Raw genomic sequence first — 21,482 nt, 5'->3', positions numbered from 1 at the left:
CTAACATCTTACAGTACAGCGTTTTCTAAAATAGTAAAAGAGCTTGTATTACAATTAATTTCTGCTAATGCACCAAGAGGTAAAATGAATTTTGGTTCAGTATGTCCAAAGTTCATATTGTATAGAATGGGTGTATCATCCAAGTTAAATTCTCCCATCACTTTTAAAATCTCTTCTTTATATTCTTCTAAATACTTTTCATCTTGTGGTTTACCAAATATAATTCCGTTTGCTTTTTGTAAAATACCTTGTACACCGTAGTTTCTCAACCAATATCTGAGTAGGTTAGGCTCCGGTTGATCTTCAGATGTTTCAAAGAAAAGGATGCAATTTTCCCAGTATTTTTCTTCAGGCCATAGCACGGTACCTTTAGCAAACTCTAATACTTCAATGCACCCTCCTATTAAACGTCCCTGTACTATACCTTTACCTTGCAGCAATTCGTATCCTTTATTAGGTTGCATTGTGCGTTTTTGATTTTTATTTGATTCTATCCATTCTAAATGCTCACTTGTCCATTCTACAGAAGGAACAATTTCACCTATTACTTCATTAGAAAATAGCGTTTGCTGAATAGATTGAACGGTATATGAGTGCATTTCAACGTTTTCTGCAAAATCGGTTAAAATTGCTGGTCCATAAAATGAAGATATACCCGCCTTCAAACAAAATAAATGAGCAATCGTTACATCTGAATAACCCATTAAAATTTTAGGATTTTTAGTTATAACCTCAAAATCAATGTAAGGGAGTAAACGAACACTATCATCTCCACCAATATTTGCAATAATAGCTTTAATCTTGGGGTCCTTAAAAGCCATCATTAAGTCCTCTGCACGTGCTTTTGGATTTTTGTCTAGATAATCTGCACCTTTCAAGCTATTTGGCATTGCTATAACTTTCAGTCCAAAAACCTCTTCAAGTCTTTTTACGCCTTGTTCATAACGCCATTTTAATTCTGGATCTCCAGCACCTCCCCAAGAAGGACTTATTGTGGCGATATAATCTCCTTGCTGGAGTTTACTTGGCTTTAATAACATTTAAATTCACCTCAAATTAGATTTAATTTCATTAAAAATAACATATTAATGGAAATTTTTAAACAGTCTATCATTTATGTTAAATAAGCTACTAAATACTTGTTTGGTAACATTGCACAAAATGATTTTATTTCACAATCTGGCCCGTTTGTTGAACAAAAAAATCCTACATAGCAACACAGGATTTTTAATCAAACTTTAAAATGAATGATCAATCTTTGTTTTAAACGTTCAATTCTTTTTTAAAACTACAATATAAGGATAGTGTTTTTTTATTGTACCTATTTTTATGGACTGCTAAAATTCGTAGTTTTGGATGTTTTTTATCAATCCGTATTACGTTATGCTAAGACCGTTCATTTATTAGCAAGGAGGGGAAGTGCTACTGTTTAGTTCAGGTAGATTGACATTTTATCAAATAGCGGCAAGTAAGGCGTTACTTGGAATCAAGCAAATTGAAATTTTAATGGAATGACACGTTACATAAAGAGGGCTAATGACAATAGGAAATTGACATTCCACAAGGGAACAGTCCTTAAAGGACGAGAATACGTGATGAATTTCTAGTATGAAGAAGAGATTAACATAATTTGTAGAAAGGTAGGAAAGTGTATGAACTCAACATCCGTTTCACTGAATGTACGGGATTTCCTGTCGCCCACCATCGCTGCTTTTATATCTGTCTTAGTTAACTATGGGGGCACTTTTATCTTGGTGTTTCAGGCTGCCAAGGTTGCCGGTCTAAGTCCAGAAATGACTGCATCATGGATATGGTCGATTTCCATTGGTGTGGGGGTAACGGGTATCTGGCTAAGTTACCGATATCGTGAACCCATTATTACAGCTTGGTCAACACCAGGCGTGGCGTTTCTTGTTTCGGCTTTAGCTGTTACCCCATATGCTGAAGCCATTGGAGCTTATATTATTTCTGCAATAGCATTTGTTTTGTTAGGTTTATCAGGTATGTTCGAACGTTTTGTCCAACTTATTCCTCCAGGTATTGCTTCAGGTCTACTGGCAGGTATTTTATTACAATTTGGTATTTCAGCCTTTGGTGGTGCGAAAGTGGAACCTTTACTTGTCATCGTCCTGTTTACTACGTATATCGTATTAAGAAGGTTTACATCTCGCTATGCAATTGTCGGTATTCTAGTCATTGGCTTGATTTATTTAATAAGTATGGGGCAGGTAGATTTCAGCCATATCGAGTTGGCCTTCGCGTCTCCTGTATTTGTTACGCCAACATTTTCTCTACATGCATTATTGGGTGTCGCTTTGCCGCTTTTTATTATTACCTTAACAGGACAGTACATGCCAGGCATGTTAGTGTTGCGAAATGATGGATTTAAAACGAGTGCCAATCCGATTTTGATTGTAACAGGATTGGGATCACTCCTGACAGCACCCTTTGGATCACATGCTTTTAACATAGCAGCAATTACAGCAGCCATCTGTACGGGGAAGGACGCTCATGAGGATTCAAGAAAACGTTATATTGCAGGTATTGTCTGTGGCATTTTTTATATAATTGTCGGAATTTTTGGGGTAACATTGGCTGCATTGTTTTTAATTCTTCCAGCTACGTTCATTGCAACATTAGCGGGATTAGCGTTGCTAGGCACAATTGGTAGTAGCCTTGCCAATGCTTTAACAAATTCTATTGGACGCGAAACAGCACTCATTACTTTTTTGGCAACAGCCGCAAATGTTACTTTACTTGGAGTTGGCGGGGCATTTTGGGGGCTTGTAGCTGGTTTGGGCGCACATTTATTAATGAATGTTCCATTGCTCAGAAAACAGCAAAGCATAAATGAGGGACAACAAATTAGACAAAGATAATATCACTACGAAAGGTGGTTTTTAACATCGATACGACGAAATCAATAGAAGCCTTCGAAATAGCAAAAAAACTTATGCCTGGTGGGGTAAATAGCCCAGTGAGAGCATTTCAATCAGTTGGGATGGAGCCAATTTTTATGAGTCACGGGAAAGGCTCAAACATATATGATATTGATGGCAATCGCTATATAGATTATGTTCTATCTTGGGGGCCATTAATTCATGGACATGCAGATAAGGAAGTTTCAGATGCACTTCTTGAAGCCATCAAGAGGGGGACAAGTTTTGGATTGCCAACTTTACAAGAAAATAAGCTAGCAACATTAATATCTACTCGCATACCTTCCATAGAGAAGATTCGAATGGTTAATTCGGGTACAGAAGCGACAATGAGCGCCATTAGACTAGCTAGAGGCTTTACTGGCAAAGACATGATTGTGAAATTTGATGGAAACTATCATGGGCACAGTGATCATCTATTAGTAAAGGCAGGCTCAGGAATTGCTACCTTCAGCCTTCCTGATAGTCTGGGTGTACCTATAGAGATCACTAAACATACAATCTCCATACCTTATAATAATATCGAAGTCCTGAAAAAGATCTTTGATAAATATGGCTCACAAATAGCAGCAGTCATCGTAGAACCATTTGCAGGCAATATGGCGGGAATACCAGCTAACCCTGAATTTCTTCAAGCTATACGTTCTTTCACTACAAAGTATGGTGGACTATTTATACTCGATGAGGTCATGACTGGTTTTCGTATAGATTACCACTCTGCTCAAGGGCTTTATAACATAAAACCAGACTTAACATGTTTAGGAAAGATCATTGGTGGAGGGATGCCTGTTGGGGCATATGGTGGAAAAAAAGAAATCATGAATCACATTGCACCTGAAGGTAGTATTTATCAGGCTGGAACCTTATCGGGTAATCCAATCGCTATGGTAGCAGGGTATACCACAATCAATAAATTAAATCATAACAGTTATACGTATATCGAAGCGTTAGCAGAGCGGCTTATTCAAGGCTTATCACAAGTAGCTCATAACAATCATATTCCACTTAAAACAACGAAAGCTGGGACAATGATTGGCTACGCATTCATCGATCATCCCTTACAAAATTTTGATGATGCTCAAAAAATAGATGCTGAGATGTTTCGCCGTTTTTATAAAGAAATGCTTAAACAGGGTATACTTCTACCTCCTTCTCAATATGAAAGCATATTTATCTCGACTGCACATTCCATACATGATATTGATAGAACGATTCATGCTGCGGATGTAGCCTTTAAAAGGATGTTATCATGTAATTAGATGATGGAAAGTGGACTACAAACATCCTATATCTATAAAATGATCGATTTGATAGTATAATACTTATTGACGGTACAAAACGATTAATTTTCGCATATTTTAACAATCTCTATTCTAACTGGAAGTGAATTGAATGTTACAAGTTAACCGAGACGATAAAAATCCTATATGGCAACAGTTACTTGACCAAGCTATTCATTATATTACAACAGGCAAATGGCCACCAGGGGAGTTACTTCCTCCATCCCGAGAACTCGCCTTATTAGTAGGTGTTTCACGCTCAACCATACAAATTGTTTATGAGGAATTATTTAGTCGAGGATATACTGTGACAAATTGGCGTGGAGGAACAAGAGTAAGTGAATGGGGATTTAAAACCAACTTGGCAGAAGAGGTGATTCCTCAAGGACCATCTACGCCAACATTACCTTTATTAAACGTGGCAGTTGATGAATTAAACAGTTGGTTTAGAGGCAAAGAAAATGGAAACGTCGCAATCGATTTTTGTCCCCATGAGCCGTATTTGGACGAGCATTTCCGAAAAACTTGGCGACAATCGTTTTTACAGGCTTCAGCAGAAACAGATCTGACCAATTGGGGCTATGGCGATGCCTACGGTTTCACACCGCTCCGTGAACAGATTCAACGTTACCTGACATTTGAAAGAGGTGTACATGTAGAGATTGACCAAATCATCTTAACCTCTGGCGCACAGCATAGCATCGATCTGATTGCCCAAGCCCTTCTTAAGGAAGGAGAAACGGTTTCTGTTGAAGATCCAGGCTTTCCTGCAGCCTGGATGACCATGAAATATCGGCGTATGAATGTTGTTGCTGTACCCGTGGATGAGTATGGCGTACAAGTAGAGCAGATTGATCCACAAACCAAGCTTATTTTTGTTACACCTTCTCACCAATGTGCGGTTGGTGTCATAATGTCTGAGCCACGCAAACAACAATTGCTGCAAAAATCCGCGAAAAATCAATTCTGGATTGTAGAAGATGATTATGATGGTGAGTTCAGGTATCGAGGTGGCCCGCTTCCTACCTTGTTTAGCCAACAACCTCACAACACATTATATATGATGAGTTTTTCTAAAATGGTTGCTCCTGGCATACGAATATCGGCTGTTATCGGCCCAAAAGATGCCATTCGCCAGCTTGCGCAAGTACAACAATTAACCTATCGGCATCTTCCCATTATGGAGCAACTAACGCTTGCTCATTTTATTGAGCACGGTCATTTTATGCGTCATATGAGAAGAGCCAGAAATGTCTATCGACGTAGACATGAAGCGATGACAAAGGCAATCATGGCGACAGGACTAGCCGAACGTTTCAAGCTAAGTGGCATTGAAACGGGTTTGCATATGCTTCTTGAGGCGGAAGAATCGTTTGATGAAGAAGCAATGACGAACCTCGCACTCGAAAATGGGATACGTGTTTATCCACTGAGCAAGTATTGCTTAGAAAATACTCGAAAAGGATGGGTACTAGGCTTTGCTAAAATTGATGAGCAAGCCATTGAGGAAGGCATGTTTCGTCTTGCAAAGATTCTCTTGCAAGAAACATAATCATTAGCTGGGCAATAAGGGAATTGGGGGTTGCGATACTATGCCATACATTCATGAGTTTGGAATCATTGCTTGTATAGAAAAAGACAAGGAATATGCTGCTTATGAACCTGAAAAATACAATTGCATCGGTGTAGATGGTGACCTCTTTGATGAACTGCTTTCTAAGGATTTTGGCAAAAAAATACATCACCTCGAAACTTTTGCACACAACACAAATAGGCCATTTAAAAGTCTCGTCTATTGGGGGATAACCTTGATACCACCGAGCTCTCATAAACAATTTTTCAATATGGTGAGTGAAGCCAATGTCGAGTACCAATCTGCAGAACTTGAAGAATTAATCAAAAAAATAGCTGAAGCAATAAAACAAGATAAATGGATGATTCATTATGGTGTTTAATGTTTACCAATACATACAGCTAAGGGGAAGAGGCGATTGTTCAATTAGAGCAATCGCTTCTTATTATTAATGGGGAGATGAATGACAGTTCCCTGAAAAGTTTCAAAAATTTTGAACGAAATGCAACAATGTTGAGTCTAATGAGAGAAGGAGGCGAAAAAGGATGAAATTTGAATTAGAGCAGCGTGCTATACGTGGAGATCAAGAAGCGATACTTTCACTGATTGAAATGGATGAGGATATTTTATATCGCATGGCCTTTACATATATGAAAAATGAGCAAGATGCTATGGACGTGATGCAGGAGCTTGTTTACAAGGCACTCAAAAAATGCATACCGTTCAACAGCACGAATATGCCAGAACATGGCTTGTGCGCGTCTTAATCAATTGCTGTAAAGACCATTTACGAAAACGTCCGCCGACTGTTCAGATTGAGGAACACCACTTATCTGAATGGGTCATCTACTCAGATATGGAGAGATTATTGGAACATTTATCTTTGTCAGAGCAGCAACTCGTCTATATGAAGTATTTCCAGCAATTGAAAAATAAAGAAATTGCTGAGCTCAATCAAATTCCTGAGGGTACTGTGAAATCGAAGCTTCATCACATTTTAAAGAAGCTTAGAAGCTTTGCTAGAGAAAAGGAGGACTGGCTATGAGTAAACCATTAATTGACGTTCCAAAGGAGAAACTGCAACAAGTTCGCATGAACATGTTTCGAAAGGTTCAACAAGAAAAAAGAAGAAAGAAGCGCATTGTTTCGGTTGCATGCATCTCCATGCTTTGCCTAAGCCTTCTCTTTTCAATTCGCGTCTCGCCAACGATTGCTAGCCAAGTTGCCAAAATACCCGGCTTTCAAGCAATTGTAACAGCGATTGCAATAGATAAAGGAATAAAAGATATTGTAGACCATGAATACTATGAAGAAATCAATGTGACGCAATCTAGAAAAGGTCTAGCACTTACATTGCAGGGCGTGATTGCCGACAATTTAGGATTTGTCCTGTTCTATGACGCTGATGCCTCATTTGATATTTCAAAATTAAACTTAGAGAAAGTTCAATTGTTTCAAGGAGCTGAGGAGATTGAATGCGGCTGTACGTTTACCATGAATGCTAGCAATCAAACATACATCTCTTCATCCGTGAAGTATAGTTTTTTAAAGCCTATCGCCTATACTTCCAAGGATTTTAAAGCAGTTTTTCACTTTCAGGATGAAGAGAAAGGTAACATTGTAATATCTTTACCGTTTTCACTGAAAAACGAGATCGCAAAGGAGAAAATTTTTACTGCAAATCGTACGATCGATGTCAATGGGCAGAAATTTACGATTACACAAATTCGCCGTTCGCCATTAAAAGTGGCACTCGATATTGAGGTAGCCAAAGATAATACAATGCAACTATTAGCGCTAGATGATGTTGCCATCATGACAGAAAGCGGTGAACGTAGAGAAAGTATTAGAAATGACAGTTCAACAGACGGGAATATTCGCGATGGCAAATTTACGCTCTATTTGCAAAGTAATTATTTCGATGATCCAGCGTCATTGACGGTTATGATTGGCGCCGTTCAAGCTGTGCCAAAGGGTGAGGATTTTATCGAAGTTGATTTTGGCACAAAAGAGATACTCACGAAGCCTACTTATTTTAAGGGGGACATTTCAATAGTGAAGCAAAGTGTAGCAGTTAAGATGAAAAAAAATAATGAAGGCAAATTATTAATGCTCTCTGACGCCATAAAAGAAGATGGCACGCCATTAGAATTCAAAAGTTTGACTATTTCTCGAGACGAGCAGTATGTAGTGGAGACATCACAATTTGAAGAATATAATGGAAAAGCAAAGCTATATTTAAACTATTACCCTAATCCGATTGGGGAGAATATTGAAGTAAACATTCCATTGCAATAAAATGCAGCAGCTGTTCAAAAAGACGAACCTTTTTGAATAGCTGTTTTGCTATTTTGACTGCAAGGGTTGGGGGTTTCTTTTTTGAACAACTTGATAGATGATAGATTAAAGAGGCACTTGATTTAGTCATAACAGGGGTAACGATATGTTTAGATTCGAAGCGGTTATCTTTTCTAGAATTAGTTACATAGCTAGCTCTTTTTCTTTTTGAACTTACAATGGTTGTAGAGCGATGATGGTATAATTACTTTAAACGGAGGTGGAAAATGGACTCTTTAGAATTAAACAAATCAAAATATATGGTCTCTAATATCAAAGACATTTTGCATAATAAGCTTATTCTTGCAAAACCGTTGACTAAAGATGACATCAAAGAATTAAACCTAGTCAATCCCCCTGTATACAATAAAGAAAAGTATCTTATTCAGGAACAGTGGTTATACAGCATGAATATTGGGGAATGGGAGGATGTAGAGATTATTATCCAAGGAAATAATGAAAATCCTGAGGTGAGAATAATCGAACTAGCAGAAAGAATTTTCGATGAACTCCATTTACATATAAGCCGCGCATTGGCGTATTTACATAAGTTTTTTCCTAATCAAGAAATAAACAGTTATTATTTATCCACAATAAGCTTTGGAAATATGGCTAACTTTGATAGTTATATCTTTTCAGGCTTTAGTTTAGATTTTATTTATGAGGGTCACTTTGAGTTTCAGTATAAAGTGAAATTTAAAGAAAATGGTTGGCCTATTGGTTTTGAGGGTGGACCACTTTAATTCAAGGGGGAAGAAATAGTTATCCCATGACAAAATCGTTTTGAAAAGAGGGAGTTGAATGGAAGGTTTTTTCTTCATACTGATAGGCTTTTTAATTGTTGTTGCAAATGTGATTGGGTTTGTATTCTACAAAAAAAGAAAAATCTATATAATGCTGCTTTTATCATTTTACTACTGGCAGGTGTATTTGGTGGACTAGGAGGTGTATTAGCACTAATTATTATTCGTGATCCCTTTGCGTTATTCTATGGATTGAACATTGCCTATTATTTACTCATTAATAGTTTGATTGTATTTATTCTGGCCATTTTAGTTACGATCATTAAAAAATATACTAGTAGTAGAACCATATAATTAACTATCGTGGTGCGTGAGCATTAGTTGTTTATGAACGAATTACTATTAAAAACGTTAGGGTGGACGCTATGCATAACTTGTCAGGAAAGGTTATTCTTATCACGGGTGCAAGCTCTGGGATTGGATTTGCCACGGCTGAGCTAGTGGCAAAACACGGGGCTAAAGTAATTATTAATTATCATACAAATGTGGAAGGTGCCAACGAAGCTGTCCAACGAATTCAAGAACAAGGTGGAGACGCCATTGCTATTCAAGCTAATATTGTGAATAAAGAAGATGTGAACGCAATGATTGAGCAGGCTATTTCTACATTCGGCACGATTGATGTTTTAGTGAATAACGCTGGAGGCGGCATCCGTCAAAGTACTTTTATGGAGATGAGTGAAGAGCTATGGGAAGAAACATTCAAGCTAAATGTCAATAGTGTGCTCTTATGCTCTCAAGCTGTATTAAGACATATGATTCCGAAGAAATGCGGAAAAATTATTAATGTCTCTTCTGCAGCTGCACGTATTGGCGGGGCGGGGGAAAGTATTCATTATGCATCTGCTAAGGGAGCTATCAATACAATGACGATTGGTATGTCCAGAGAATTAATTGAATATGGAATTATCGTGAACGGGGTAGCTCCTGGAATGGTCGAAACACCCTTTCACGAAAAATTTGCTCCTGGTGACAATCGGCTAGAACGGATGGCTTCCGCTGTACCAATTAAACGAGCTGCAGCGCCTAAAGAGATAGCAGAAGTAATTGCCTTCCTTTCTTCTGATGCCTCAAATTACATCCTTGGAGAAATTATACATGTGAGTGGCGGTAGATAAATAAAAAATAGGCAAATTATTATTGTTTTCGTCTATTATACTAACAGTCGTAAATTGCGGATTCTAAACAAGCTCTACCATAGATGTCCTTAAATTTTGGGGCAAAAAAGGTAGGACTTGTTTCGCTTATTTTATTAAATCCGACACTACTTGAACAATTAAGAACAAAAAAACGATTGGTAAAATAATTTGAATCCATTTTGTTTGGATATACGGAATGATCTTTAAACCTAAGAAAGAGCCAGCAATAGAGCCAAGTGACACAGGGATAGCAATTCCCCAATTAACAATGCCAGTAAAGTAATAAAAGAGAAAAGCACCTGTACAGCTTGATAACGAGAGCATTCTCGTTAACTCGACTGCTTTTAAATAATGGTATTGTTTTTTCAAGAAATAGGTTATATTCATTAGAGCTGAGCCTGGTCCAAAACCACCGTCATATATGGAAATTACAAATGGAATAAGCTTGTTCAAGGGTTGTTCCTCTGTTTCTTTTACATCTTTGACAATCCATTTATTACTGCAAAGGACAATCAGAAATGCAAAAATTAAGCTTATACAAGCGACGATATTCATGATTTGTTCTGATAAGAGGATTGCGAATAATGCCCCAAATACTCCACCTATACTAGCAACAAACATGAAAGAAAAATACTTTTTTACAGATAAATGTCCTTTTATGACAAATGAAACAACATTTGATAGGGCTGATAAGCCTGTCGCAAATTTATTAACAGCAACGGTTGTATGAATTGGAATGCCGACGAGCAACAATGAAGGCATCAAAATAAAGCCTGCTGCACCAAAAAGAACGCCTATTATGGCTGCGAGTAAACCAATTGTAAATAAAATAACTCCTTTTACTGTTAACCATTCATGTAGTAAAATTTCCATTCAATCACCTCAATACTTAAATTACTGGTAAACTATACATAAAACAAATATATAATTATTGCTTATTCATAAATATTATTTATGGATAGAAAGGTTGGAATGGAATGAATTTACATGCATTGAGGATCTTTACGAATGTAGCCAAGCTTGGGGAATTACTGCAGCGGCGAATAGTATGCTACTAAGTCAACCTGCTGTTACCATACAAATTCGAAAATTAGAGAATGAAATAGGGGCAAAATTGATTGAAGGTAAAGGGCGTGGAATTCAATTAACGCCAGAGGGGAAGTTTTTATACAAGCAAGGCATGCGTTTATTTTACTTAGAAGCACAAATCGATGAGAAGCTTGGTAAGTTTTTAGCAAAGGAAGACAAAATACATATTGCGTCCTCTTACATCCCTATTAATTATATACTTCCGCCAATCATAGCTAAATACAAGCTTGCGCATCCTCAAATTGAATTTTTTGTATCGTTAGGCAATGTTCAATCTGTGGAGGAGCAAGTTCTGAATTATGAAGTAGATTTTGGCTTTGTCGTTCAAAGTAAATTTGGTCATGAAGATTTACAATTTGAAAAGGTATTGGATATCCCGTTTTGGTTTATAGTCCATCCTTCACATCCTCTAGCAAATCAAACTGTCTCCATCTATGAATTATCGAACGAGGACTTTATTTATCGGGAACGTGGTAGCTCGACACTCGATTTATTGGAGTCCATTTTTTACACATTTAATGCGCCATTACCTAAATTAGGGCTTCAAATGCAGGGCTTACACGAATCCATAAAAGTAGTGGAAGCGGGGTACGGCATGACTTTAGCTCCGTCCTATAGTGTAGATGAAAGTATAGCAAACGGGAAACTTGCTCAAGTGTATGTTGAGCAGGCAGCTATTCAGCAAAGTTTATTTATTTGCTCTCGAAAAACCGATCTCATGGAGCAACCATTTTTGCAATACTTAAAAACGCATTTAAATGCATTAAACTAACCACTTTATTTGCCATAAATAAAACTTCTCTAAATTTAAGTGAAGAATTTAGAGAAGTTTATTTTATGATGATAATTAACACAGAAAATTCAGAAAAAAAGTATTATAAAAGTATTTTTCCTTCTATTGAAACAACTGCTGCTCCCGCTACTTCAATAACAGCGTTCTCCCCATCAGGTGTAATCGTGACATAAAGAGTTCCAGGTCTATTAATCGTATGTCCTTGTCCAATTACTAATTGATGTTTTTCTTGTGGAGCTAGTATATTTTCTAGATATAAATAACCACCTAATGCACCGTTTGCTGCCCCTGTAACTGGATCTTCATCGATCCCTATATTTGGGCAAAAATCTCTTGTATAAATATCAAATTCCCCATTTGTGTCAAAGGTAAAGAGGTGAGTGGTTGATATGTTAAAATGATTGTTCATCTTTTTAAGCTCATTTAATTTAGGTTCTGCTTGATCAATTGCTTGACGTGTTTTAACGGGAACCATAAGATGTGGGACCCCTGTGTTCGCTATTTTTATCGGGTATCGATCATCAATGTCCGTTTCCTCTAAACCCACAAGGTCCGCAACGACTTCAGGGCTAATGTCTATACTTTTTACATGGGGACGTACTTGAGTCATGGACACGCTCTTTAAGTGATTGTTTTCCGTAATCCATTTTACAGGAATTAGTCCAATGTTTGATTCAAAGATTATTTTCTCGTCCTTATCAATCCAATTGTACTTATTAGCCATTAACCATGCTGTACCTAACGTAGCGTGACCGCAAAAGTCAACTTCTTTTGTAGGAGTAAAATATTTTATTTGATAATCTGCATTTACATTTGTTGATGGTAAAAGAAAGGCCGTTTCCGAAAGGTTTAATTCATTGGCTATGTTTAGCATTTCCTCATCTGTTAAATTTTCTGCATGAGGTATGACGCCAGCTGGATTTCCTCCAAACGTTTCTGTGGTGAATGCATCAACATAAAAAAACTCTACCACTTTTTTCATTGCTATCTCCTCCTTCATTCTAAGATTATTGTAGTATGATAGAATTGATAAGTAAAATTCATGTTTTTAATCTTAAACATGAGGAAGTCGAATGGAAAGTTAAATCTTATACGGAGGTTATCTTGTGAACCTTTTGCAAATAGAAATATTCGTCAAAGTAGTCGATATTGGGAATTTCACAAAAGCAGGAGAAATATTGGCGATGACCCAATCGGGCATAAGCCATAATATCGCTTCATTAGAGTCAGAACTCGGTATTAAACTTTTGAATAGAGGAAGAAACGGCATCTCATTAACAGATAGTGGAGAACGTATCATCAACAGTATGAGAAATATCTTATCCGAAGCAGAAAGCATTAAACAAGAAGCGGCATCTATTTTAGGAATACAAAACGGAAAAATAAATATTGGCAGCTTTTCAAGTTTCGCTTCAAAAGTGTTGCCAACGATCATATCACGGTTTAAAGGAGAGTTTAAGGGAATTGAAATAAATTTTTATGAGGGGAGCTATGACCAAATTACACGTTGGGTAGAAGAGGGGAAAGTGGATATAGGTTTTACATCTTTAAGTAACCCTCTGGATCATTTGGAGGCTACCACCATAGTAAGAGATAGATTAGTAGCAATCGTACCGATTCATCATCATCTTGCCATCAATGAACAAGTAAAAGCGGAAGAACTTCAAGGGGAGGCTTTTATTATGCCTCAGCTAGGATGTGAAGTGAGTGTTAAGAAGTTTTTACAGGAACAAGAGGTATCCCCAAACATAGAGTTTAATGTGGAAGAAAATCAAACAATCATTGCAATGGTACGTGAAGGATTAGGCATTACAATCATACCAGAACTAGCTTTACCCTATAATTTAGCAGGTACCATTGTAAAACCTCTCTTACCCGAACCTTTCCGAGAAATAAGCATCATTACTCGCTCAAAGAAGCAACCCCTTCCCGCTGTCAAAGAGTTTATAAAAACAACCATGGATTGTATTAAAGAATTACGGCTATAAGAATTCTGTGTCCATTGCGATTGTTCATCATCAATGTGCTTTTGTAGAAGCATAAAACATACCTACGTAAGAGCATGTTTTGGTTCATTTTTTCAAGACATGCTCAAATCAAGGTGATGATATTTAGTAAAGAACACGCCATAAATAGAAGGTAGCGTAGGATTCCCAGTTTTGCCATGGTATCGAGAGCGCTAAAATTTCCTCTTTCGTAGGCTTTTGGTTCATATTACGTAATGTTTTTATTGAATTAATCAGACCCACATCATCGATTGGAAAAGCCGTCTGAAACCGTAGGCAGCGCATTAGCACGTAGTTGGCTGTCCAAGGTCCGATTCCTCGTATTTTGATTAAGCTTTTTTCTGCCTCTTTAAAATCCATTTTCTTTAATTGTTCCTTCGATAAATCTCCGTTTGCCATTAGTCTTGCAATGCCAATAATATATTCACTTTTTTTAACTGTCATTTTAATAGCTGCTAGGTCAGTAGGTTCTAACTGTGCAATTCGTTCGTACGGAGGGAATACCCAATACTTTTTACCATTCCATTCGATAGAATCGCCAAAGCTTTCTACAAATTGTCTCTTTAAAGAGTAGGCAAAGGCAAGGTTGATTTGTTGCCCTAAAACGCCCCAGCATAACGCTTCAAATAAATCGGGAATGCCGATAACTCGTAATCCATAGAATTTTTGGGCAGGTATTTGAAGTAATGGATCTGTATTTGCCATTTCATAAAATGGCGTTAAATCGTTATCAAGATCAAACCATTCAATTATATATGTTGCAATTTTTTCCCGCTCCCTCTTTTCAATAGGCCTAGAACCATTTAGGAATTGAACAACCATTTGTTGATTATCGATTACGCTTATCTGTACTAAAGACTGCATTTCTCCAATGGCTATCACTTTTGTGATGATATTGTTCTCTATTTCATACAGGCATTCATTTTTTTCTCTTGTTAAATAGCCTAGATTTGCATTCATATCAAAATTTGCTGGTAAGGTAATGATCATCACATCGTCAACGTCATGCCATATCACTTTTTCATTCTCCTTTTCAACATACACGGTTTGTTAGTTTACTTTATCATAAAAGTAGCTTTACTCATTTTGTTATCTTGCTATTCCATTCTAAACGCCTTATTTTTTTCTATTGATGAGGTTATAGTGTTAGTTATTAAGAAGGCTAAGGAGGGAATAAAAATGGTCCAAGATATTCAAACACGTGTTGGCAGCTTGGAGTGGGATTCCATTCAACATGAACTAGACAAGCAAGGATTTGCAAAGCTTCCAGTAATTTTAACAAAAGAGGAATGTGAATTTTTAATAGGGTTGTATGGTAAGGAAGAGCCATACAGAACGACCATTAATATGACGAGGTATCGCTTTGGGGAGGGGGAATACAAATATTTTTCCTATCCATTGCCTGAAATCATCCAAAGTTTAAGAGAGTCCTTTTATCAAGAATTGGCCAAAACAGCTAATCGATGGTTAGGTTATTTAAAGAAAACAGCACATTTTCCAGCTCAGCTTCAAGATTTTTTGAACACTTGTAAAGAATATGAACAAACTAGACCGACACCGTTACTCTTAAAGTATGAAACAGGTGGCTTTAATTGTTTGCATCAAGATTTATATGGCGATGTGTTTTTCCCGTTTCAAGTAGTATTTGTATTAAATCAACGCGAACAAGACTTTTTTGGTGGAGAATCACTCCTAGTGGAACAAATTCCACGTGCTCAGAGTAGGGGACATGTCATTACGTTAGATCAAGGCAGTGCGCTCATCTTTCCTACAAACCATAGACCTGTTCTAGGGAAAAGGGGATATTATAAACATACGGTTCGTCATGGAGTAAGTACCATTACTGCTGGAGAACGATACGGTCTTGGCATCATTTTTCACGATTCTAAATAAAAAAACTTCAATATCTTGCTATTCCATATCTAGAATTGTACATTGTGAATTTTTAGGGAGTATATTGTAAGGAGAGGTGAGATAAATGCTGGATCCTATGAATGATGAAAATGATATTTTAAATAATGTAGAAATGATGACAGATGAAAAATGGCAAGCCATTATCACGAATGATACAGCGTACAACAATCAATTTTTTTATGCTGTCAAGTCAACAGGGATATTCTGTAAACCATCCTGTAAGTCTCGCGTTCCGAAAAAAGAGAATGTATGTATTTTTGCAACAGCAGAACAAGCACTCCGTGCAAATTTTCGCCCTTGTAAACGTTGCAAGCCTACTAATGAAAATTTGCCTGATAGCGAGTGGGTTGATATTATCACAGCATACATTGATCAAAATTTCACTGAAAAATTAACGCTCGAATCATTAGCAATGATTTGTCATGGGAGCCCCTATCATATGCATCGAACATTTAAAAAGATTAAAGGCTTGACGCCCATTGAGTATATACAACAAGTTCGCGTACACGCGGCTAAAAAGTATTTGATTGAGACGAATAAAGCAATAGGCGATATTGCCCTATGTGTGGGTATGGCGAATGCGCCCTATTTTATTACTTTATTTAAAAAGAAAACAGGTCTGACCCCAGCGCAATTTCGTCAAATGAGAAAAATGGAGGAAATGAATGATGGAAATAAAAAATAAACCAACCCTTTTTTGGTCTTTACTCAAGTTTGAGGAGTGGCATTTTTATATTGCTGCTACCTCCAAGGGCCTTGTGTTTGTAGGTTCACAGAACAAACCAATTGAGGAAATGTTTGAATGGGCGAAGATACGCTTTCCAGGAAGTCCTTTTGTTGAAGATGAGGAAAAGCTTGAACCCTATGTCAATGAAATCATTCAGTATCTAGCAGGAAAGAGGAAAACCTTTACTATTCCATTTGAGTACGTAGGTACGCCATTTCAGCTAGCAGTCTGGCAAGCACTTTGTGAAATTCCTTATGGGCAGACGAAATCCTATTCAGACATTGCCCATGCTATTAATAAACCAGCAGCTGTTCGTGCTGTTGGGGCGGCTATTGGGGCTAATCCAGTGTTACTTACTGTACCGTGCCATCGTGTAACAGGAAAGAATGGCTCTTTAACAGGCTATCGGGGCGGATTAGCAATGAAGAAATTGCTCTTGGAACTTGAAAAGCGAGGTTCATCTAGCAATGCGTAATACTTGCTTTACATGGAATGGAGGTTTCGTATGAAAAGCGAATTATTCTATAAGCATCCAAAAACCATTTTGAATAAAGGAACTGGCTTTCTTTCTGGCTATACGCATTCGCTCAATCCTTATACAGGCTGTTCATTTGGATGTTCTTATTGCTATGTACGTCAAATGCCTGTATCTCTTTTTCGAGAAGGGGAATGGGGTAGTTGGGTCGATGTTAAAAACGGTGCGGCGAAAGTATTAAAAAAGGAGCTTCATCGTGCTAAAGCCAAAGGGCCTGTATCCATTTTTATGTCCTCAAGTACAGACCCGTATCAGCCAATAGAGCATAAGGAAAAAGTGACGCGATCTTTACTAGAGGTTATGCTAGAGGATCCCCCTGATTTCTTATTTGTACAGACGAGAAGTCCACTTGTCAGTCGAGATATTGATTTGCTGCGACAATTTAAAGAAAAAGTGCGGGTAAGTATGACAATTGAGACAGATTCGGAAACGATACGTAAACATTTTACGCCAATGGCACCTCCAATCCAAGCGCGTTTTAAGACATTGGAAAAATTAGCAGCTGCGGACATACCGACCCAAGTTGCTATCGCTCCCATTTTACCAAGTGGAGAATATTTTCCTTTGAAATTGAAGCAACTCGTCGATCGGATATGTATAGATGACTACTTCATGGGAGATGGCAGTGGTGGAAAACGCACAAGAAAACTTGAGATTGAGAAAAAATATGACCAACTTGGTTTAGAAGAATGGTATGGACCAGATGTAATAAAAAAAGTATACAACCGATTTATTGAAATCTTTCCAGAAAATCATGTTTATATAAGTCAGGCTGGGTTTGAGCCGTAAAATGCTGTAATAGATGGATTATAAAAATAGCCCCAATACCCATCTTTACTGAAGTGAGTATTAGGGTTTCTTCACATGATAGTTTGATTAACGTTTGTTTTCATTTTGAATTTGACTGAAATCTACTTCTTCAGCAAACTCTTCTCTGTTTTTACGCTCATTGTTAGCATTTTGATTTTGATTCTGCTGTTTTTTGTTGTCTTGCGTTTTATTATTTTTATGTTTATTATTTCCCATTTTCATCTCACCTCCACCATTAGTGTGAGTGGAAGATGTTTTTTTATCCGTAGAACTTACATTTAATTCTTCAAGTAATGTGCTTTACTTTATTAAGGAGTACAGTATGAATGAAAATTATCCAAATTTAATTCTACGGTTCAAACTAGGGTAGGAAGTAATTGATAATGATAGCAGGTGGTTTATAAAAGGGCTATCACGCTGTTTGAATTACGACATTGACAAGACGAGAAAATAATTATTGTAGTCGATTAAAAATTGAAGCATACAGGAATGTCTTATATTTTTCCAGAAGATGTGAGGAAATACAAACTACATAGGTTTAGTCTTGAATGTAAAATATTTGATTTAAAGTATATTGCATTGCTAAAGTCGTATGCAATCAGGATTTAGGAATCCAACCAAGTATTTTTCATAAGATCTATTTTTTACATTATGCTTAAGGAGGCATCGTAGTGAACCAACACAAAATAATTATTACGCAATATACCCACCAATACGCTGAACAAACAGTTGCTATGTGGCGAGATAGTAAGGAACAGGCGATTGGTCAGAAAGAAATTCACACCTTTGAAAGTCATGTATATTTCTTAAATCATCTATTAGCTGAGCAGTTTCACATCGATTTAGCGTTAATGGATGAAAAAGTAGTTGGCATGATTGCCTATAACGAAGAAGAAATAAGCCAACTATATATTCATATTGACTATCAAGGGATGAGCATAGGTCATACATTACTAGATAAAGTAAAAGCACAATCAAATGGGCGATTAACTTTATACACATTTGAGGTTAATGAAAATGCCCAACGATTTTATGAAAAACATGGATTTAAAATCATAGGGAGAGGACATGAAAATGAAGAGAATTTAGCTGATATTCAATATGAATGGATAGCCAAATAAAAAATTTCACTAACGAGCTACTAAAAAGCGTTGTACATTTTGTATATACGCTTTTTTGTTTTTGATAAGATCTAAAAATGATGAAGAGGCAAACAATTTCCTTAACAGCTAAGATCACTCGAATGAGTAGTAGTCGAGCTTAGTTGCTTTTAATGCTCTTAAGAAGTTAATCAGTATCATCTGGTATAATAGAAAATAGATTTTTTTAGAACGGAGTAATTGATATGAATGGAGCGCAAAAAGCATTTTTTGAAGAAAAGGAGTGTTCACTTGGCGTTTATCTAAATGATGTGCAGAAGCAGGCCGTATTGCAGACGAATGGACCGCTGCTACTATTGGCATCTCCTGGTTCAGGAAAAACGACGACGATTATTATGCGTATTGGCTATATGATCGAGGCGCTTAGTGTCAAGCCTGCTCGCATAAAGGCTGTTACGTTTAGTAAGGCATCAGCAAATGATATGAAGGCACGTTTTGCAAAGTTTTTTCCGCATTTGCCACCAGTTGATTTTTCGACGATTCATAGTTTAGCATTTCAAGTTGTCCGGCAGACACTTGAACGTCAGGGCATTTCGTACGGGATTATCGAAGAAGCGGACGGGCCTGGTGTAATGTCAAAAAAACGAGTGCTTCGTGAGATTTTTGAACAATTAAATGGCTCCAAAATTACGGAAGATCAGTTAGACGAGCTACTGACGTACATAACGTTCATCAAAAATAAAATGCTGCCAGAACAGGAATGGGCAATTGCAGAAGTAAAGGTGCCAAGAAAAGTCGAGATTTTACAGCATTATGAGGAATATAAGCGCACAGCTAGTGACCGATTGCTCATTGATTTTGACGATATGCTGTTAATGGCGAATGATATTTTTACGAAAAATCGAGAGGTGTTGGCGCAATATCAGCGTCGATACGATTTTTATTTAACGGATGAAAGTCAGGATACATCGCCTGTTCAACATGCGATCATCGAGAAGCTTGTCGCTGTCCATCAAAATTTATGCGTCGTTGCCGATGAGGATCAGGCCATTTATAGCTGGCGCGGTGCAGAGCCAGATTATTTGTTGAATTTCCAAAAGATTTATCCAGAGGCATGTGTTTTACTAATGACACAAAATTATCGTTCTTCTGCCTCGATTGTAGAGCCAGCCAACCTTTTCATTCAGCGAAATAAAAAACGGTATAACAAACAAATGTTTACGCAGAATCCTGCAGCAGAGCCAATCTCGTTTAAAATCCTAGAGAATTACAGCTTACAGGCCAAATATGTAGTGAATCAGTTAAAAAGCTTGTCTAAGCGTGGCTCAACGGCTGTTTTATATCGAAATAATACGTCAGCCATTCCTCTTATGGACGCATTAGACAGAGCGGGCTTGCCTTTCTATATGAAAGATTCCACCATTCGCTTTTTTACGCATTGGGTTGTGGAGGATATAATGAACTTCATGCGTCTAGCGTACAATACAAAAAATATCTCGATATTTGAAAAAGTTTACAGAAAAATGAATGCTTATATTACACCAACGCAATTAAAGGCACTGCAGAAAGTACCGGAGGATGGCTGTGTATTCTCACTATTACTAGAGCATGTGGAATTAAAGGATTATCAGCCTGTATATATTAAGCGAATTCGCAAAACGTATGATAGCATTCAATTTGATCAAACAACACCAACAGCCATGCTAGAGCATATCCGTTATGACTTTGGTTATGAGCGTGTCTTAAAGAAAATGAGCGAGGACCTCGGTTTTAATTATGAAAATTTACTAGATATTGTGGATGTACTTGGACTAATTGCTCGCCATACGTCGACGATGACTGAATTTGCGGGTCGTTTAAAGTACCTTGAAAATTTAGCACGTACATCTCATCTGAAAAATGAAATGAATGCCATTACATTAACAACCTTACACAGTTCAAAGGGCTTGGAATTTGACCGTGTGTATTTGATTGACTTAATTGATGGGATTTTACCTACTGAGACGGAAGAAGCAATAGAGGAAGAAACAAGGCTCTTTTATGTCGGTATCACACGTGCAATTCGCCATTTGGAATTAATTTCGTACAGCAAGCGCTTTAAAGCAAGTGTGGTGCCATCAATATTTATGAAGGCGTTAAAGCAAATCGTTTCTCCTCAGGAATTACCAAAGAAAGCGTCGAAAAGTCCGAGAAAAGCATTGAAGCAATACCGTAATGATCAGACAATTACAACGGAGTCAGCGTTAATCGTTGGCTCAAAGGTGAAGCATGTGATGTTTGGAGAGGGGAAAATTTTGGAGGTCACAAGTAGCACGATCAAATTGTCATTTGATGCAGGGATAAAGCAGTTTATGACGGATACATGTTTACAGCAAGGCTATTTAGAAGCGGTGGAAGATTAATGCAGCGTATTCGAGATTTTATCGAATACGCTTTT

General features: G+C 37.3%; 22 protein-coding genes. 17 read left to right on the top strand and 5 right to left on the bottom strand.

Going from position 1 to position 21,482, the window contains the following annotated elements; all coding sequences use genetic code 11:
• Nucleotides 1-8: 8 nt before the first annotated feature.
• Complete coding sequence (locus tag LBYS11_RS11700; RefSeq protein WP_103118195.1) at nt 9-1,040, bottom strand: S66 family peptidase; 1,032 nt, start codon at nt 1,038-1,040, stop codon at nt 9-11.
• A gap of 612 nt (nt 1,041-1,652) precedes the next feature.
• Between LBYS11_RS11700 and LBYS11_RS11695 the strand changes: the two genes are divergently transcribed.
• From LBYS11_RS11695 to LBYS11_RS11655, 9 genes are all read left to right on the top strand, one after another.
• Nucleotides 1,653-2,879: a benzoate/H(+) symporter BenE family transporter gene (locus LBYS11_RS11695; protein ID WP_103118194.1), complete on the top strand. Its 1,227-nt coding sequence runs from the start codon at nt 1,653-1,655 to the stop codon at nt 2,877-2,879.
• Nucleotides 2,880-2,905: 26 nt separating this feature from the next.
• Entirely contained in the window at nt 2,906-4,198 is a 1,293-nt protein-coding gene (hemL, locus tag LBYS11_RS11690; protein WP_233732790.1) for a glutamate-1-semialdehyde 2,1-aminomutase, read from the top strand.
• A gap of 133 nt (nt 4,199-4,331) precedes the next feature.
• Nucleotides 4,332-5,771 (top strand): MocR-like pyridoxine biosynthesis transcription factor PdxR, encoded by a 1,440-nt coding sequence (locus LBYS11_RS11685; RefSeq protein ID WP_103118192.1) that lies wholly within the window; start codon nt 4,332-4,334, stop codon nt 5,769-5,771.
• 40 nt (nt 5,772-5,811) lie between these two features.
• Entirely contained in the window at nt 5,812-6,174 is a 363-nt protein-coding gene (locus LBYS11_RS11680) for a hypothetical protein (protein ID WP_103118191.1), read from the top strand.
• 163 nt (nt 6,175-6,337) lie between these two features.
• A complete protein-coding gene (locus LBYS11_RS23645) occupies nt 6,338-6,559 on the top strand; it encodes a hypothetical protein (RefSeq protein ID WP_233731940.1) in 222 nt (73 codons plus the stop codon).
• Nucleotides 6,505-6,837, top strand: a complete 333-nt coding sequence (locus LBYS11_RS11675; protein ID WP_233731938.1) for an RNA polymerase sigma factor — start codon at nt 6,505-6,507, stop codon at nt 6,835-6,837. Before LBYS11_RS23645 ends, LBYS11_RS11675 begins: the two co-directional genes overlap by 55 nt.
• The gene (locus tag LBYS11_RS11670) at nt 6,834-8,090 is read left to right on the top strand and encodes a DUF4179 domain-containing protein (RefSeq protein WP_103118190.1); all 1,257 of its coding nucleotides are present in this window, start codon (nt 6,834-6,836) and stop codon (nt 8,088-8,090) included. Before LBYS11_RS11675 ends, LBYS11_RS11670 begins: the two co-directional genes overlap by 4 nt.
• Before the next feature lie 266 nt (nt 8,091-8,356).
• Complete coding sequence (locus tag LBYS11_RS11665; protein WP_103118189.1) at nt 8,357-8,872, top strand: hypothetical protein; 516 nt, start codon at nt 8,357-8,359, stop codon at nt 8,870-8,872.
• Nucleotides 8,873-9,297: 425 nt separating this feature from the next.
• Nucleotides 9,298-10,050, top strand: a complete 753-nt coding sequence (locus LBYS11_RS11655; protein ID WP_103118188.1) for an SDR family NAD(P)-dependent oxidoreductase — start codon at nt 9,298-9,300, stop codon at nt 10,048-10,050.
• A gap of 126 nt (nt 10,051-10,176) precedes the next feature.
• Here the strand turns inward: LBYS11_RS11655 and LBYS11_RS11650 are convergent, their stop codons facing one another.
• The gene (locus LBYS11_RS11650) at nt 10,177-10,944 is read right to left on the bottom strand and encodes a sulfite exporter TauE/SafE family protein (RefSeq protein WP_103118187.1); all 768 of its coding nucleotides are present in this window, start codon (nt 10,942-10,944) and stop codon (nt 10,177-10,179) included.
• A gap of 94 nt (nt 10,945-11,038) precedes the next feature.
• On the opposite strand from LBYS11_RS11650, the gene LBYS11_RS11645 reads away from it, so the two are divergent.
• The gene (locus tag LBYS11_RS11645) at nt 11,039-11,932 is read left to right on the top strand and encodes a LysR family transcriptional regulator (RefSeq protein ID WP_233731936.1); all 894 of its coding nucleotides are present in this window, start codon (nt 11,039-11,041) and stop codon (nt 11,930-11,932) included.
• A gap of 103 nt (nt 11,933-12,035) precedes the next feature.
• Here the strand turns inward: LBYS11_RS11645 and LBYS11_RS11640 are convergent, their stop codons facing one another.
• Nucleotides 12,036-12,935: a PhzF family phenazine biosynthesis protein gene (locus LBYS11_RS11640; protein WP_103118186.1), complete on the bottom strand. Its 900-nt coding sequence runs from the start codon at nt 12,933-12,935 to the stop codon at nt 12,036-12,038.
• A gap of 124 nt (nt 12,936-13,059) precedes the next feature.
• Here LBYS11_RS11640 and LBYS11_RS11635 point away from each other — a divergent pair, with 124 nt between their 5' ends.
• Nucleotides 13,060-13,941: a LysR family transcriptional regulator gene (locus LBYS11_RS11635; RefSeq protein ID WP_103118185.1), complete on the top strand. Its 882-nt coding sequence runs from the start codon at nt 13,060-13,062 to the stop codon at nt 13,939-13,941.
• Nucleotides 13,942-14,064: 123 nt separating this feature from the next.
• On the opposite strand, the gene LBYS11_RS11630 is transcribed toward LBYS11_RS11635, so the two are convergent.
• Nucleotides 14,065-14,976: a DNA-3-methyladenine glycosylase 2 gene (locus tag LBYS11_RS11630; protein ID WP_103118184.1), complete on the bottom strand. Its 912-nt coding sequence runs from the start codon at nt 14,974-14,976 to the stop codon at nt 14,065-14,067.
• A gap of 162 nt (nt 14,977-15,138) precedes the next feature.
• Between LBYS11_RS11630 and LBYS11_RS11625 the strand changes: the two genes are divergently transcribed.
• The 4 genes from LBYS11_RS11625 (at nt 15,139) to LBYS11_RS11610 (ending at nt 17,924) form a co-directional block, all read left to right on the top strand.
• Nucleotides 15,139-15,852, top strand: coding sequence for a 2OG-Fe(II) oxygenase (locus LBYS11_RS11625; RefSeq protein ID WP_103118183.1), 714 nt, complete (start codon nt 15,139-15,141; stop codon nt 15,850-15,852).
• Between the two features lie 85 nt (nt 15,853-15,937).
• The gene (locus tag LBYS11_RS11620) at nt 15,938-16,558 is read left to right on the top strand and encodes a bifunctional transcriptional activator/DNA repair enzyme AdaA (protein WP_103118182.1); all 621 of its coding nucleotides are present in this window, start codon (nt 15,938-15,940) and stop codon (nt 16,556-16,558) included.
• Nucleotides 16,542-17,075, top strand: coding sequence for a methylated-DNA--[protein]-cysteine S-methyltransferase (adaB, locus tag LBYS11_RS11615; protein WP_103119081.1), 534 nt, complete (start codon nt 16,542-16,544; stop codon nt 17,073-17,075). The genes LBYS11_RS11620 and adaB overlap by 17 nt, the downstream gene beginning before the upstream one ends.
• Nucleotides 17,076-17,105: 30 nt before the next feature.
• Entirely contained in the window at nt 17,106-17,924 is an 819-nt protein-coding gene (locus LBYS11_RS11610) for an SPL family radical SAM protein (protein WP_103118181.1), read from the top strand.
• Between the two features lie 87 nt (nt 17,925-18,011).
• On the opposite strand, the gene LBYS11_RS23250 is transcribed toward LBYS11_RS11610, so the two are convergent.
• Nucleotides 18,012-18,161, bottom strand: coding sequence for a hypothetical protein (locus tag LBYS11_RS23250; RefSeq protein WP_016992948.1), 150 nt, complete (start codon nt 18,159-18,161; stop codon nt 18,012-18,014).
• A gap of 455 nt (nt 18,162-18,616) precedes the next feature.
• Between LBYS11_RS23250 and LBYS11_RS11605 the strand changes: the two genes are divergently transcribed.
• Nucleotides 18,617-19,066 (top strand): GNAT family N-acetyltransferase, encoded by a 450-nt coding sequence (locus tag LBYS11_RS11605; RefSeq protein ID WP_103118180.1) that lies wholly within the window; start codon nt 18,617-18,619, stop codon nt 19,064-19,066.
• 224 nt (nt 19,067-19,290) lie between these two features.
• Nucleotides 19,291-21,447, top strand: coding sequence for an ATP-dependent helicase (locus LBYS11_RS11600; protein WP_103118179.1), 2,157 nt, complete (start codon nt 19,291-19,293; stop codon nt 21,445-21,447).
• Nucleotides 21,448-21,482 lie beyond the last annotated feature (35 nt).

This window comes from Lysinibacillus sp. YS11 (assembly GCF_002896375.1).
Lineage (GTDB): Bacteria > Bacillota > Bacilli > Bacillales_A > Planococcaceae > Lysinibacillus > Lysinibacillus capsici.
Note: the sequence above shows the minus strand (reverse complement) of the source record. Positions and strands in the feature narration are given on the sequence as shown.

Bases quoted from the DNA above. Each gene is read 5' to 3' on its own strand.
- LBYS11_RS11700 (WP_103118195.1), bottom strand. From the start codon at position 1,040: ATGTTATTAAAGCCAAGTAAACTCCAGCAAGGAGATTATATCGCCACA.
- LBYS11_RS11695 (WP_103118194.1), top strand. From the start codon at position 1,653: ATGAACTCAACATCCGTTTCACTGAATGTACGGGATTTCCTGTCGCCC.
- LBYS11_RS11685 (WP_103118192.1), top strand. From the start codon at position 4,332: ATGTTACAAGTTAACCGAGACGATAAAAATCCTATATGGCAACAGTTA.
- LBYS11_RS11680 (WP_103118191.1), top strand. From the start codon at position 5,812: ATGCCATACATTCATGAGTTTGGAATCATTGCTTGTATAGAAAAAGAC.
- LBYS11_RS23645 (WP_233731940.1), top strand. From the start codon at position 6,338: ATGAAATTTGAATTAGAGCAGCGTGCTATACGTGGAGATCAAGAAGCG.
- LBYS11_RS11675 (WP_233731938.1), top strand. From the start codon at position 6,505: ATGCATACCGTTCAACAGCACGAATATGCCAGAACATGGCTTGTGCGC.
- LBYS11_RS11670 (WP_103118190.1), top strand. From the start codon at position 6,834: ATGAGTAAACCATTAATTGACGTTCCAAAGGAGAAACTGCAACAAGTT.
- LBYS11_RS11665 (WP_103118189.1), top strand. From the start codon at position 8,357: ATGGACTCTTTAGAATTAAACAAATCAAAATATATGGTCTCTAATATC.
- LBYS11_RS11655 (WP_103118188.1), top strand. From the start codon at position 9,298: ATGCATAACTTGTCAGGAAAGGTTATTCTTATCACGGGTGCAAGCTCT.
- LBYS11_RS11650 (WP_103118187.1), bottom strand. From the start codon at position 10,944: ATGGAAATTTTACTACATGAATGGTTAACAGTAAAAGGAGTTATTTTA.
- LBYS11_RS11640 (WP_103118186.1), bottom strand. From the start codon at position 12,935: ATGAAAAAAGTGGTAGAGTTTTTTTATGTTGATGCATTCACCACAGAA.
- LBYS11_RS11625 (WP_103118183.1), top strand. From the start codon at position 15,139: ATGGTCCAAGATATTCAAACACGTGTTGGCAGCTTGGAGTGGGATTCC.
- LBYS11_RS11620 (WP_103118182.1), top strand. From the start codon at position 15,938: ATGCTGGATCCTATGAATGATGAAAATGATATTTTAAATAATGTAGAA.
- adaB (WP_103119081.1), top strand. From the start codon at position 16,542: ATGGAAATAAAAAATAAACCAACCCTTTTTTGGTCTTTACTCAAGTTT.
- LBYS11_RS11610 (WP_103118181.1), top strand. From the start codon at position 17,106: ATGAAAAGCGAATTATTCTATAAGCATCCAAAAACCATTTTGAATAAA.
- LBYS11_RS23250 (WP_016992948.1), bottom strand. From the start codon at position 18,161: ATGGGAAATAATAAACATAAAAATAATAAAACGCAAGACAACAAAAAA.
- LBYS11_RS11600 (WP_103118179.1), top strand. From the start codon at position 19,291: ATGAATGGAGCGCAAAAAGCATTTTTTGAAGAAAAGGAGTGTTCACTT.